The following is a 14,647-nucleotide window of genomic DNA, read 5'->3' on the forward strand; positions in this document are numbered from 1 at the left end:
CGGTCAGCATAATCCACTTCCTTCCAAATTGATCACTCAGCCATCCAAAAAAAACAAAGAACGGCGTGGCAAGTGCAATGCCCCACAGCAATATTTCCCTGTTCTGCATAAATTCAATCTTCACTGTATTTTCTAAAAAAGATTGTGCGTAAAACTGTCCGGTATACCAGATAACGCCCTGTCCCATTACCGCTCCAAACAATGCTAGCAGCACCATTTTAAAATTGCTCCTGTTACCAAAACTTTCTTTTAATGGGTTTACCGATGTTTTCTTTTCGGCTTTCAGTTTGGCAAAAGCAGGCGATTCATTCATCCTCATGCGAATGTAAATAGAAACCACCACCAGCAAAATTGATATCCAGAAAGGATAGCGCCAGCCGCCCCACTCCGCATTAAATGATGCATCACTCATGTTACCCTTTACTACCATTATTACGCCCAATGCTACAAACAAACCTAATGTGGCAGTGGTTTGTATCCATGCGGTAAAATAGCCCCGCCTGCCTTCAGGAGCATGTTCCGCAACATAGGTAGCGGCGCCGCCGTATTCACCGCCGAGCGCAAGGCCTTGTATTAATCTCAACAACAACACCAGCAACGGGGCAGCAATGCCAATGGTTTTATAACCCGGTACCAGGCCAATTAAAAAAGTAGCACCACCCATCAGTACCAGGGTTAGTAAAAACGTATATTTTCTGCCTATTAAATCTCCCAATCTTCCAAACACCAGTGCACCAAATGGACGTATTAAAAAACCGGTTGCAAAAATGGCGAGGGTACTTAACAAGGCTGCGGTATCATTGCCTTCCGGAAAAAATTGTACTGAAATGGTTTTGGCCAGCATACCAAAAATGTAAAAGTCGTACCATTCAATTAAAGTACCCAATGAAGAAGAAAAGATTACCTTGTTGATTCCTTTTGTGGTAGTAATAGCCATGAAGAAGTATTAAAATTTTAGTCAATCGTTTGCCCTGTTTAATTGGCATAAATATATTAATTTGGTGGCGAACATAACTGAATAATTTAAAACAGCAATTGCGATGTCATATTCTTATAAGATTAAAAGTTTGGAACAGTATCACCAGGACTATAAAAAAAGTGTAGACGATCCCGAAGGCTTCTGGGGCAACGTTGCGGATAATTTTTACTGGCGCAAAAAATGGGATAGGGTGCTGGACTGGAATTTTACTGAACCAAAAATTGAATGGTTTAAAGGAGGGAAATTAAATATTACCGAAAATTGTATTGACCGTCATTTGGCTACTATGGCTGATAAACCTGCCATCATCTGGGAACCAAATAACCCGGAAGAAAGAACAAGGGTAGTAACCTATGCACGCCTGCACAAAAGGGTTTGCCAGTTTGCCCAGGTATTGATAAACAATGGTGTAAAAAAAGGCGACCGGGTTTGTATCTATATGGGCATGGTACCCGAACTGGCTTATGCAGTATTGGGTTGCGCAAGAATCGGGGCCATCCATAGCGTAATATTCGGAGGCTTTAGTGCTCAAAGTATTGCTGACAGGCTATTTGATGCACAGGCTACTTTTATTGTTACCTGCGATGGTGCTTACCGCGGCGCAAAAGATATCCCTTTAAAGAGTATTATTGATGATGCGCTGATAGGAAATAAAACTGTTAAAAAAGTGATTGTTTACACCCGTACAAGGGTACCGGTTTCAATGATAAAAGGAAGAGATGTATGGTGGGAAGATGAAATGGATTTTGCAGAAACACAAATTGAAAAAAACGGGGTGATATCTTTTCCGGCAGAAGAAATGGATGCCGAGGATCCTTTGTTTATTTTATATACTTCCGGCAGTACCGGTAAACCAAAAGGCGTGGTACACAGTATTGGCGGGTATATGGTATGGACAGGGTATACATTTGTAAATGTATTTCAGTACAATCAGGGAGATGTACATTTTTGTACCGCTGATATTGGCTGGATAACCGGGCATAGTTATATTTTGTACGGACCACTAAGTGCAGGCGGCACATCGGTTATGTTTGAAGGTATTCCCACCTGGCCGGATGCAGGACGTTTTTGGGATATCGTGGAAAAATATAAAGTCAACATTTTATATACTGCACCTACAGCGATACGCAGTTTAATGAGCTTTGGGTTAGAACCTTTAAAAGACAAAGATTTATCTTCATTAAAGGTATTGGGTACCGTGGGTGAACCCATTAATGAAGAAGCGTGGCATTGGTATGATGAAAATATCGGGAAGAAAAAATGTCCCATTGTAGATACCTGGTGGCAAACCGAAACGGGAGGAACGCTGATATCAAATATGGCCGGTATTACGCCTGCAAAAGCTAGCTGGGCAACACTGCCCATGCCAGGTGTACAACCAATAATGGTTGATGAAAACGGACATGAAGTAACAGAAAAAGATGAGCACGGATACCTGAAAGGCAATCTCTGCATTAAGGCGCCATGGCCAGGTATTTTAAGAACAACCTATGGCGATCATGAAAGATGCAGGTTAAATTATTTTGCTACTTATCCCAATTTATATTTTACCGGCGATGGTGCATTAAAAGACGAAAATGGTTTTTACCGCATCACCGGCAGGGTAGATGATGTGTTAAATATCAGCGGTCACCGTATTGGCACTGCAGAAGTAGAAAACGCCATCAACATGCACTCAGGTGTGGTAGAAAGCGCTGTGGTAGGCTATCCGCACGATATCAAAGGGCAGGGCATTTATGCATTTGTTATTTACAACGGTCATCATGGAGATGAAAACCAACGTCGCCAGGACATTTGTTTAACCGTTTCAAAAATCATTGGCTCCATTGCCAAACCAGATAAAATTCAGTTTGTAACAGGTTTACCTAAAACACGCAGTGGCAAAATTATGCGGCGGATTTTAAGAAAGATAGCCGAAGGAGAAATTGCTAATCTGGGGGATACCAGCGCATTGCTCGATCCTGGTGTGGTGGTGGAGATTAGAGATGGGAAGATATAACCGGAGGGGCACTAAAAAACAGACCGGTACACAGTTTATTATCCCCGGCCTTTATTTTAGTCAGTAGATTTTTTTATTGAACAATGAAGAAGATTTGCGAAGCATCATTGGGGATGCTCCGCTGGAAGAGGAACGAAATGCAGCAACTTCTTTTGCTCCTGAATTATCATGTTTGTTTCTACCAACAAAAATATTATTTGAGGGTTTATTAATTTACACAATGGTTTGTAAAAGAAATAGTATCATACCCTTCACTATTGCCTCTTCAAATTTTATCAGGCCTCTACGATCATCTTACCAGTATTTTCTCCTTTAAATAAACCCAGTAATGCCGTTGGTAAATTTTCAAAACCGTGTTCAATAGTTTCTGTAAACTTTAATTTGCCTTCCTTGATCCACTGTGCCAGCATTTTAATTCCTTCAGGAAATTGAGCTTGATAATTACTTACAATAAAACCTTGCATTAAAACACTCTTTGTAAGTAACATAGGCTGTAATCTGGGCCCCATCGGCGTTTCCGTGCTATTGTATAATGATATTTGTCCGCACAATGGTATCCTTGCATGAAAATTAATATTTTTTATTACCGCATCGGAAATTTCGCCTCCCACATTATCAAAATAAACGTCAACTCCTTTTGGACAAGCCTCTGCAATTGCTTTGTTCATATCGGATATAGTTTTATAGTTGATGGCTTCATTAAAACCAAATCCGGATATCAGCATTTTTGTTTTTTCATCAGATCCTGCGATTCCAACTACATGGCATCCTTGTATCCTGGCAATTTGCCCTACTACTATGCCAACTGCCCCTGCAGCAGCAGAAACAACTACTGTTTCTCCGGCTTTTGGCTTGCCTATTTGCATTAAACCAAAGTAAGCGGTCAAACCAGTCATACCTAATATGCTCAGGTAATAACTGGCAGGTGCTATAGTAATATCAATTATTCGTACATCTTTTTCAGTTGCAATAAAATCTTTTTGCCAGGGAAAACTGCCCACAACTACATCACCGGACTTGTAATTATCCGATTTACTTTCTACTACTTTTCCTATCACACTTCCGTTGAGGGGTTTGTTTATTTCAAAAGGAGGAACATAAGATTTAGTATCATTCATCCTACCTCTCATATAGGGATCAACAGAATAATACATACCCTTTAATAATATTTCGCCGGCGTTAATTTCTGGTAGTTCAACTTGCTCTATTCTAAAGTTGTTACTAACAGGTAACCCTGTTGGCCTTGATGCTAATACAATCTGTTCGGTTTTCATTTTTTTAATTTAGGGTTTAGAATATAATCGTGTTATAATCTGTTGATCTAGAAAAAATTAAAACTGTAATTTACCTGGATGTAATGTTAAATGAAAAAGGGAAAGTTTATTTTCCTTTTTTTTATTTAGCTGTAATTATTATTTATCATTGATGTCACTTGTACGAATCAGTTTTTTATTTAAAAATTCATCTATTCCAAGTGATGAAAGCTCTCTGCCATAACCACTTTGGCCCGTGCCACCAAATGGGAGATCGGGTTGTGAGCCGGTGGGATGATTGATAAATACCATGCCAGTATTAATTCTTTCTGCCAATTTTTGTCCGCGCTTTTCATCGGTTGTAAATATGGCTCCACCCAAACCAAACCTGGTTGCATTGGCCAATGTAACTGCTTCGTCTTCGGAATTAACGCGGTACACAGAAGCAACTGGCCCGAATAATTCTTCATGATAAGCCGCCGCATCTTTTGGTATATCTGCCAGTATGGTAGGTTGCATGAAATAGCCCTTCATATTAAAGCGCTTACCTCCCATTAAAAGTTTTGCTCCTGCTTTTATAGATTTTTCCACTTGCTCTTCCAGACCTTCCAGAGCAGATTTGCTGCTTAACGGGCCAAGTTTTGTTGCTTCCAGCATTGGGTCACCGGGTTCCATTTTCTGTAAACCTGCTATAAACTTTTCTAAAAATTCGTCATATACTTTGTCCATCACAATAAATCTCTTAGCTGCAATACAGGCCTGTCCACAGTTTTGCATTCTGCCGTATACAGCCCAATTCACGGTCGTATCCATATCTGCATCTTCCAATACTATAAATGGATCGCTGCCTCCCAATTCTAATACCGATTTTTTTAAATTTTTACCCGCAGCAGCCGCTACACTGGCTCCTGCCTTTTCACTTCCTGTAAGTGAAACAGCTTTAATAACCGGATCTGCAATAACGTCTTCTATACTATCAGTGCTGATAAAAAGATTGGTATACAGCCCGGCCGGTGCTCCCGCATCTGTAAATAATTTTTCAATTGCCAATGCACATTGTGGAACATTAGAAGCATGTTTTAGCATAATACAATTGCCTGCCATAATATTGGGTGCTGCAAACCTGGCAACCTGATAATATGGATAATTCCATGGCTCTATGCCTAACAAAACACCAATCGGCTCTTTTCTAACATATGCTGAACCCTTCTCCGGGGTAAGCGCTGTATCAGCCAAAAAATGTTCTGCATTCGTTGCGTAATATTGATAAATTGAGGCACTGAGTTCTACTTCGCTTTCACTTTCTTTTATGCGTTTTCCCATCTCTAAGGTAATGAGAGCTGCTAATTCATCTGATCTTTCCCGCATAAGGTCTGCCACCTTTTGTATTATTTTTTTTCTATCGTCAAAACTATTTTTGCGCCATATTTCAAAAAAAGCTGCCGCTTTTTTCAGTTTCCCGTCTAGTTCCTTTTTACTTATTTCATCAAAAGATTTTATTTCTACGCCCGTAAAGGGATTTACTGTTTTGTATGCCATTGTTTTTATATTAAATGTTTTAATAGTAAATAAGTTTACAATAACAGTGCCATGGAAAATATATTTTTAATAGTAGTTTTGCAGTGCACCGTTCATGGAGAATTCACTATTAAACCCACGCGAGTTTGTACATTTTTTGTAAAGGGGTTTAGAAACAATAATATATTTTGGTCAGCATATGGTTGCGCAAATAGGTGGTTGGCCCATAATCGACAATGTTTTTCGGCCAATAATTGGTCAACAAAATTGAATTTGGGATAATTTAAATAAATATGGGTTAGTTCCGAAAATCCTATAGAGGCAGTGCTTCAGCGCCTGGATGAATTCATAACTTTTCTTTTTCTGGTAAAAGCTTTTAATTGAAATAACCAGATCCCTTGCGGTATTTATTCTTATTGAATCATCTGGAATATTTCTACGTTAAGTGTTTGGCCCAGGTTTATTATGGGTGATAATTCAATATTTTTAACCCATTTTCGATTTTACCAATTTCCGTTGTTTTGATTCCGCAAGCCACTTTCAGACCCAGTTGTGCCAGATTTTTTTCTTCCCTTCTTCTTTCAACCACCGGCAATATATCCTGATTTCTTATTGATAACTTTTTCCACTCCTGAAATGGAAAACTGAAACTAAATTATTTTCATAAAAAATAGGTTATAATTCACAGGTGCATATTTAGCTGGTATAAGAAATGTTTTAATGGATAAAATAATAATACTACAGCACATCTCAAAATGCAATCTCCATAAGCATTCTGGCGGGATGGTTTTGGTTTATTGTTGCTACAGTAAATGACAGCCACTAACCTTCATTTTAATTTTTAGATACTAAATTGTGTGACAGGAAAATTATAAAAAGATGAATGACAAACAAACGCCCTGTCTTTAAAAGCAATCTATTTTTTATAGAGCAGCAAATAGAGATTAGGGACAATAAAGGATGACGGCTAATTTTCTTCTTGATCCTGCTTACTTTATTCCAGAGGATATAGAATAAATTTTTTTTAAAAAATCTAAGTCAAAATCTTTTTTGGTTTACATGATTAACTGTGTTGATAATTTATTAACTTTCTTGTTAAACGCTAACTTATTAATTTCAATATTAGATGGCTTGCGCTAAGTGCTTACTGTCAGACAAAGCTAATATCTATTCTATTTTGAATTAACATGCCCAACTATCGGAAGGCTTACCTTCTACCATTAGATGAAATTATATTTATCCTGAATTTCCAGATTATATTTACAGGCAATTGCTAAATTGTTACACAGCAAAAACTAATCACATGAAAAAAAAATCTATAAGGCTACTGTTGTTACTGGTATGCATCAGCTGTTTTACCAACTCTTACGCCCAATCGTACAACCATAAAAACAACGAACACTGGCTCCGCGATTTTCAAGCTGCCGCAAGCTCTGCCGTCTTATTAAATAATGAATCAGCAATAATTCCAATAAAAGACCTTCAGCAGAAAATAGCCTCGGTAAATATAGATGGCAACGACGCGATTGTATTCGATAGCCTTTTAAATAAATATACTATTGTAACAAGCTTTTCAGCATCCAAATACAATTCAGATTCTTCTCTTTATGGATTAAGTGATGACTTGAAATTTTATAAGACAGTAATCGTACAGGTTACTGCACAGGCACTGAATGATAAGAGGACCATAAATTTTATAATGGATATAAAGCGCAGTAAACAGCTGGTTCTTGTTGTAACAGGCAAATTTAAATTTTTAAAATACGCTGATGAAATAGATCAGCCAATTATATGGACCGAAAAGGAAACAGATGTTACGAAAGGTTTTGCTGCCCAGCTTATTTTTGGCGGCGTTGTTGCCAATGCCAAACTAAACCGTACTTACACTTCAAAATATATTAAGGGAAGCGGCAACGCAACTGCCCCAGTTCGCCTGGCCTATACCGTGCCCGAAGAAACAGGAATTAATATTGATGACATAGAAAAGCCAATAGATTCATTAGTATCTAACGCTATCGATGAAAAAGCTATTCCCGGTGCTGTTGTTTTAATTTTAAAAGATGGCAAAGTGATTTTCAACAAAGCATTTGGTTATCATACTTATGACCGTATTGAACCCATGTTGATTACAGATATTTTCGATTTGGCTTCTGTTACAAAAGTTTCTGCCACCACGATGGCGATAATGCATTTGTATGAACAAAAAAAGATAGCGCTGGATTCTACCTTCGGTTACTATATTCCGAGTGCGAGGAATACCAATAAGAACAATATAAAAATAAAGGAACTGTTACTCCACCAGTCAGGGCTTGAACCCGATGTGGATCTACCGCTTTTGCCCATTGATGTCAGTACGGATTCCTCTGCTGCTTACCCGTTAAAGGCCGGAGAGAAAGTCTTTATAAGAAGAGAATATTTTAAAGCGGGTATGTGGCCGCACATGCTCAATTCAAAAATGGATACACGGGGCAAATATGTTTATTCGGATCTCAGTATGACCTATATGAAAGAAGTGGTTGAACGGCAATCTTTGGAGAAATTGGATCACTATGTGCAGGACCATTTTTATGGGCCACTGGGCATGCAAACCGCGGGCTTTAATCCGCTAAACCGATTTGATATTAAACAGATTGTACCAACCGAAAATGAAGAAATCTTTCGGAAACAGTGGCTTCGCGGTTACGTTCATGATCCCACGGCGGCCCGCTATGGCGGTGTTTCGGGCAATGCAGGTTTATTTGCTGCTGCCAACGATCTTGCGGTGCTTTCCCAGATGATTTTAAATGGCGGAACTTATGGCGACGTCCAATATTTTCAACCCGAAACCATCCATCTTTTTACTTCTCAACAATCTGCTGTAAGCCGCAGGGGGCTTGGGTTCGATAGAAAAGATACTACAAGCGAATATGGATATCCTTCTAAATTGGCTGCTACGGAAACGTATGGCCACACTGGCTTTACAGGCACATCTTTTTGGATAGATCCGGAGAAAAACCTGGTATGTATATTTTTATCAAATCGTGTTTATCCAAAGGTAAATAATGCTATTTATAAACTGCATACACAGGGCAACATAATGGATGCAGTTTATAAGGCCATTGAAAAGGCTGCAGGAACACGTCGCTAAAACGTCTATTATTATTTATAATCAGCGCTATTAAAGGCCAACATTTCGTGCCAATTTATTTCTTCTATTAATTGTATAAAATAGCTTGCTTCTGCGATGTTCGAGGCGTACATCTTGGGCTTGTATTGAAAAATCACGAGGCCATTCATCTGCCTGGCGAGGTTAAACGCCAAAAATTGTTGGCGTAAGCTGAACGGAAATACCGGCAATGCATATCCCATTTCTCATTCATTATTTCATTTAACCCGGCGTGGCGGCAGGGGGCAATGCTTGTGGATTTTTCAGGTGGTTGCTATTTGGGTTCAGGGCAGTAATTGGTAATATTGCTTTGATGTCTTTCTTTTAAAAAGTATTTCATTTTAAAAATACTTCTAATAAAAAATCGCTGCTTTAACAGAGATTTTTTATTAGAAGTGATAGGGTAATTATTTGATAACTTTTTTTATAAAACTTACCTTGTCTACAATCAGTCTCACAATATATGTGCCCGGCGTAAGGTTGCCCGCATTCAGCGGCATACTGTAGGTACCTATATCCATCGTGCCTTTGTGAATGCTTTTCACAATGCGGCCATCGGCACCCATCACCTGCACATCAACAACAGATGTTTTGGCCAGTTGCAATTGAATCCAGGTATTGCTGTTAACAGGATTTCCCATAATGGCCCAGCCAAAATTTTTAAAGTCAAGCCGGATAGTAGACGAGTAACGGAAGTTGCCATCCAGGTCAACCTGTTTTAACCGGTAATAGTTAAATCCACTCAGCACTTTATTATCGGTGTAACTATAATTATTGGTTAGAGAAGAATTAGTGTTACCATTTACAAAACCAATTGAAGAAAAGATACTGCCATCCATACTTTTTTCCACTTCAAAACCTTTGTTGTTTAGCTCGGTGGCCGTGCTCCAGTGAAGTGAAGCCTGATCGGCATGTACTGTTCCATTAAAGTCGATAAACGTAACAGGTAAGGGTCCGGCTTCCACAGTAGAATCGGAGAATGTGTAGTTACTAAACTGCGAACTGCTGAAATTGGTTACCTTGATATAATACGTACCGGCTGGCAATGTATTCAGGTTGAGCGTTCCTGTTGCAGGACCGCCTCCGTTAAAAATTTCTACTGAGCCTTGCAATGTTGAAGCGTCACTATTATAAACATACAATATCATATCAAGGGTATTATTGCTGTAAATACTACCTCTTGTGCTTTTTAAAGTAAGGTGTAAAAACCCCGCAGAACCGGTAGTTATTTTATACCAGTCAGTTGAATCCCGGCGATTATTGTAATAGTAGCCAAGATGCCCGCTTGTGGCAACGTTTGGGAGAATGACAACCGCTGTCGCTGCAGTTCCGTTCGGTTCGGCATCGGTAGTAATAATGGGTAAGAGGAGACTGTCCGAAATGGTATAATTTGCAAACTCGCTGGTAGAAAAGGGTTGTACTTTCAGGTAATAAGTGCCTGGTGCCAATCCATCGGTAGTAATGATATTTGAAGCGGGGCCGTTTGCATTGAACACTTCCATAGATCCCAATTGGGTAGAACCATCGTTGTCATACAGCGTAACATTTATGTCCAGTGGGTTGTTACTATAAGTGCCTCCTCTTGCGCTGGTAAGGTACACCCTTAACAAACCGTCGGCCGTAGTGGTTACTTTATACCAATCTGCCGTATCCCGGTCATTGTTGTAATAATAGCCAAGATGGCCGGATGCACTGCCATTAAGCGGAATAGTCAGGGCCAAACTCCGGTTGCCATTTGGCTCAGCATCAGTAACAAATAGAGGCATAATAAGGCTGTCCGAAATGGTATAATTTGCAAACTCGCTGGTAGAAAAGGGTTGTACTTTCAGGTAATAAGTGCCTGGTGCCAATCCATCGGTAGTAATGATATTTGAAGCGGGGCCGTTTGCATTGAACACTTCCATAGATCCCAGTTGTGTAGTGCCGTCATTGTCATACAAGGTAACATTCACATCCAATGTGTTGTTGCTGTAAATACTTCCTCTGGCAGTGGTCAGGTAAACCCGAAACAGCCCATCTGCATCGGTAGTTACTTTGTACCAATCCACGGTATCTCTTTTATTATTGTAATAATAACCCGCATGCCCAGTAGTACTGTTGTTTTGAGCCAGTGTAACTGCGGTGGCCCGGGTTCCGTTGGGTTCTGCGTCTATTGCCAGGGCGGTAGTAAATAAACTGTCTGCCAGCGTGTAAGCGCCAAACGCGGTACTATGGGGCCTAATTTTTACATGGTATGTCCCAGGTGCAAGACCGTCGGCACTTAATGTAACAAAAGAACTACTAAACGATTCTATCTGGTTACCAAGGACTGTGGTGCCGTCATTATCATACAAGGTGAGGTAGAGATCAGCCGGGACTGTAGCATGTAATGTAAGACGAAGTAATCCATCCGCCGTTGTGCTGATATTCCATACATCCGTTGTTTCACTGGTTATGTTGCCGTTAACACTGTTATTGAGCGGCAGTTCGCCACCCTGGGCAGATACAACTTTAGAAAACATCATCATCGTAATAACGATGAGCACAATTTGTAAAATTTTAAATTTCATAATCGTTTATTAAAGGTAAAAAATAGGGTGAAGCGCAGGTCGTCATGCAGGCCTGTACCGTTTATTTGATGGGATATGATTGCAAATGGACTGAAAGAAAACTATTAACAGGTGTTAGAAAGGACTGGATTGTTGATTTTTAAATAGGAACAAAAGGAGAGAAAAAAGTAAAGAATTAATTCTTTACCGCCGGATAAAGTATTAATACAACTGCTTGCGAAAATTAATAATTTTTTTTTATTAAAGCAATTTTTTTGAGAGCTCGTTTCATTGATTTTTGTTTAAAGCGATTGGATAAATTGAAAAAGAAACAGCTTAATCTTTTACAATTATGCTGTTTCCTAACTGCCCTGCCGGAATCAACACTTTAAGATAGTATTGTGACTGGCTTTTTGAGTTTAGATTATGCAAGCCACCCATCATTCTTGACCAAACGGACTTTTTACTTGACGAAAGAAATGATATCCGTTTTATTTTGCCGTTATTTTGCAGAGCAATAAATTCTTGCTTTTACAATGAATGCTTTGATACATTGGTTGATAAAATATAAAGTGTTGCATCTTCTTTTATGGATAGTCATTTCCTTTTTCTTTTTAGGGATAGATTATGATGAAAGCACTTCACTTGTTTCCCAGCTTTTGAGTACCATGGTGGCTACGGGGCTTTCTGTGCCCGCCTGCTATTTTGCTGCTAACAAACTAACACCCCGTTTTCTTTACCAGAAAAAAATAAGAAAATTTATGGGTGCACTTGCCTTGCTGATTGCATTAAACACCGTCATCACCTACCTGGTCGCAATGTCTATTTATCATTTGTTAACCGGGCTGCCTATGTTTAGATCGTTTAATTATGTGAGGTACATTTGCTGTGTTATATTCTATTACAATGTAATGCTGATATCGGTGAGTTGTGTTGCTAAAATAATTGCAGACCGGTATAATATGGAACAGCGTCTGCTGGAAGTAGAAAAAGAAAGGATGAGTACAGAGCTTAATTTTCTGCGGTCACAGATAAATCCGCACTTTTTGTTCAATATCATGAACACTATTTATTTTCAGATTGACAAAGTGAATACACAGGCAAGGGCGTCGGTAGAAAAATTATCAGAAATGCTGCGGTACCAGTTGTACGAATGCACTACAGATAAAATTGAAATAGAGAAGGAAATGGAATACATAAAAAACTATATCAGCATGCAGTCGCTGCGCATGGAAAAAGGGACCGATATTCAGCTGGCTATGGACGATTCCCTTTCAGGGTTTTTTATTGCACCATTGTTGCTGTTGCCTGTAATAGAAAACGCCTTTAAGCACATTTCGAATGACCGGGACGCTGCAAAAAATAAAATTCATATTTCTATGCAGCATCAAAGCAATGAAGCGTTGCTGGTGCAGGTGCGCAATACTTTTGATACCACGGTAAAAGAACAACACCTGCTGCAGTCAGGCGGGCTCGGCATGCAGAATCTGCAACGCCGGTTAGCATTGATATATCCCCGGCGACATGAGTTTTCTGTTCAAAAAAAGGGAAACATTTTTGAAACTAATTTAAAAATTACATACCATGATCCATTGCCTGGTAGTAGATGACGAACCCATTGCCCGCAACGGGCTGATGGAACATATCCGGCAGATTGATTTTCTGCAGCCCGTGGCAGAATGCAAATCTGCCATAGAAGTTGCAGGTTGGCTGCAAAAAAAACAAATAGATCTTATTTTTTTAGACATTCAAATGCCCAAACTAACAGGTATAGATTTTATTAAAAATGCACCGGTGTTGCCGGCGGTTATTTTTACCACTGCCTATCCTGAATATGCCATAGAAGGTTATGAACTGGATGTACTGGATTATTTACTAAAGCCCATCAGCTTCCACCGCTTTTTAAAAGCAGCAATGAAAGCCAGGGAGTTTTTGGGTATTAAGGCAAAGCATGAAGTGGCGATCCCTGAAGATTTTTTCTTTATCAAATCAAATCAAAAGATTGAAAAAATAGTGATGTCGGATGTGTTGTATGTTGAAGGCATGTCTAACTATATAATCATCCACACAGAGCAAAAAAAATACATTGCCTACCTCACTTTTAAAGGTATTGAAGACAAACTGCCACAGCACTTGTTCATCCGCATTCATAAATCTTTCCTGGTATCTGTCAACGCCATTCAATCTATTGATGCCAACGAAGTGCGGCTGGGTAAACTATTGCTGCCACTCAGTAAAAATTACCGGGAAGAAGTGATGAATAAAATTGGAGACCGGTTGTTTAAGCGTTAGGGTTACGTGAATGATGCAAAGCGGGATATTCCAAACCCGAAGCACCTCTTTTTCTTCCTATTTAAAGTGACTGAGCATATCTGTAAGCCTGGTTGCGGCAGATAAAAGTGTTTCCTCGTCGTGGGCTTTTTTGGATAACTGCATATTGCCTGACGGCTCTTATTGTTCACCAGCTTCTGGTTCTAAAGGGCTTAGATAGTGCTTCATGGCAATACGGATTATACCTGTTCTACGAGCGATCTTTTGATGGGTACACCATCTTTTTCAATTGTAAAACTTGTTTTAATTGTTCCATTCTTAACGACTTTTGTGCCATAATTCCCTTTATAGATTTAAAGGGAGAACCAAAGCGCCGATATTCCTACCCAGCCGCCGTGCTATAGAAGATCGAACCTGATCGGCATTAAATATTTCGATCTTTATCTCATTTGATTTCAACACGTAAAGCGTAAGAGTTTGTAGGGAAGCTTCTGATTGCAAGCTAAATCCCAAGCCCTGCATCTGGCTTGATAATGTACCCTGCTTATGTCGAAGTTGCCCTAATGGGAGCAGCAGCTTTTTCTCTTCCCATGAAAAATGAGGCCATTCTCTTTATTGATGGAGGTAAGTCGTCATATAATCTCTTTATGCGTCGAATATGCATCATATTCGACACAAGTTGAAGTATTCGATGCACAAAAGCGTTGAATAAGAGTTTTAATCCCCGCTTCCAGATTCATTTTTACGTACACTGGCCCCCTAAAATACCGGCAATGCCGTCCTCAATTCGCAATGCATTTTTACGTTTAAACTGGCGTGGCGTTAGGGGATCAAATCTTGTGGATTTTACACATTGGCACCAAAGCTAAAAATAGCATCCGGTTTACGACCCCCTCTATACTATAAATTGAAATACCGCTTTACGCTGCTCTAAAAAAATATTATTGAAGGCAG

8 protein-coding genes and 1 pseudogene are annotated in these 14,647 nt (G+C 39.4%); 4 read left to right on the top strand and 5 right to left on the bottom strand.

Annotated features, from left to right (window positions below):
* Nucleotides 1–937, bottom strand: a 937-nt coding sequence (locus H7254_RS04900; RefSeq protein ID WP_301931925.1) for an MFS transporter, incomplete at its 3' end; no start/stop codon positions are given.
* A 103-nt stretch (nucleotides 938–1,040) separates the two neighbouring features.
* Between H7254_RS04900 and acs the strand changes: the two genes are divergently transcribed.
* A complete protein-coding gene (gene acs / locus H7254_RS04905) occupies nucleotides 1,041–2,978 on the top strand; it encodes an acetate--CoA ligase (protein ID WP_301931926.1) in 1,938 nt (645 codons plus the stop codon).
* 275 nt (nucleotides 2,979–3,253) lie between these two features.
* Here acs and H7254_RS04910 read toward each other — a convergent pair whose 3' ends face one another.
* Both H7254_RS04910 and H7254_RS04915 read right to left on the bottom strand, forming a co-directional pair.
* The gene (locus H7254_RS04910; RefSeq protein WP_301931927.1) at nucleotides 3,254–4,252 is read right to left on the bottom strand and encodes an NADP-dependent oxidoreductase; all 999 of its coding nucleotides are present in this window, start codon (nucleotides 4,250–4,252) and stop codon (nucleotides 3,254–3,256) included.
* A 138-nt stretch (nucleotides 4,253–4,390) separates the two neighbouring features.
* Nucleotides 4,391–5,770: an NAD-dependent succinate-semialdehyde dehydrogenase gene (locus H7254_RS04915; RefSeq protein ID WP_301931928.1), complete on the bottom strand. Its 1,380-nt coding sequence runs from the start codon at nucleotides 5,768–5,770 to the stop codon at nucleotides 4,391–4,393.
* Nucleotides 5,771–7,052: 1,282 nt separating this feature from the next.
* Between H7254_RS04915 and H7254_RS04920 the strand changes: the two genes are divergently transcribed.
* Entirely contained in the window at nucleotides 7,053–8,876 is a 1,824-nt protein-coding gene (locus H7254_RS04920; protein WP_301931929.1) for a serine hydrolase, read from the top strand.
* Between the two features lie 425 nt (nucleotides 8,877–9,301).
* Here H7254_RS04920 and H7254_RS04925 read toward each other — a convergent pair whose 3' ends face one another.
* Complete coding sequence (locus H7254_RS04925) at nucleotides 9,302–11,443, bottom strand: T9SS type A sorting domain-containing protein (protein ID WP_301931930.1); 2,142 nt, start codon at nucleotides 11,441–11,443, stop codon at nucleotides 9,302–9,304.
* Nucleotides 11,444–11,958: 515 nt separating this feature from the next.
* On the opposite strand from H7254_RS04925, the gene H7254_RS04930 reads away from it, so the two are divergent.
* Both H7254_RS04930 and H7254_RS04935 read left to right on the top strand, forming a co-directional pair.
* Nucleotides 11,959–13,032, top strand: a complete 1,074-nt coding sequence (locus H7254_RS04930; RefSeq protein WP_301931931.1) for a sensor histidine kinase — start codon at nucleotides 11,959–11,961, stop codon at nucleotides 13,030–13,032.
* Nucleotides 13,007–13,714, top strand: a complete 708-nt coding sequence (locus H7254_RS04935; protein WP_301931932.1) for a LytTR family DNA-binding domain-containing protein — start codon at nucleotides 13,007–13,009, stop codon at nucleotides 13,712–13,714. The genes H7254_RS04930 and H7254_RS04935 overlap by 26 nt, the downstream gene beginning before the upstream one ends.
* A 324-nt stretch (nucleotides 13,715–14,038) precedes the next feature.
* Here H7254_RS04935 and H7254_RS21420 read toward each other — a convergent pair.
* Nucleotides 14,039–14,290 (bottom strand): annotated as a pseudogene (locus tag H7254_RS21420) (DUF4172 domain-containing protein); the annotation flags it as partial.
* Nucleotides 14,291–14,647 lie beyond the last annotated feature (357 nt).

Origin of the sequence: Ferruginibacter sp. (assembly GCF_014377975.1) — a bacterium.
GTDB lineage: Bacteria > Bacteroidota > Bacteroidia > Chitinophagales > Chitinophagaceae > Ferruginibacter.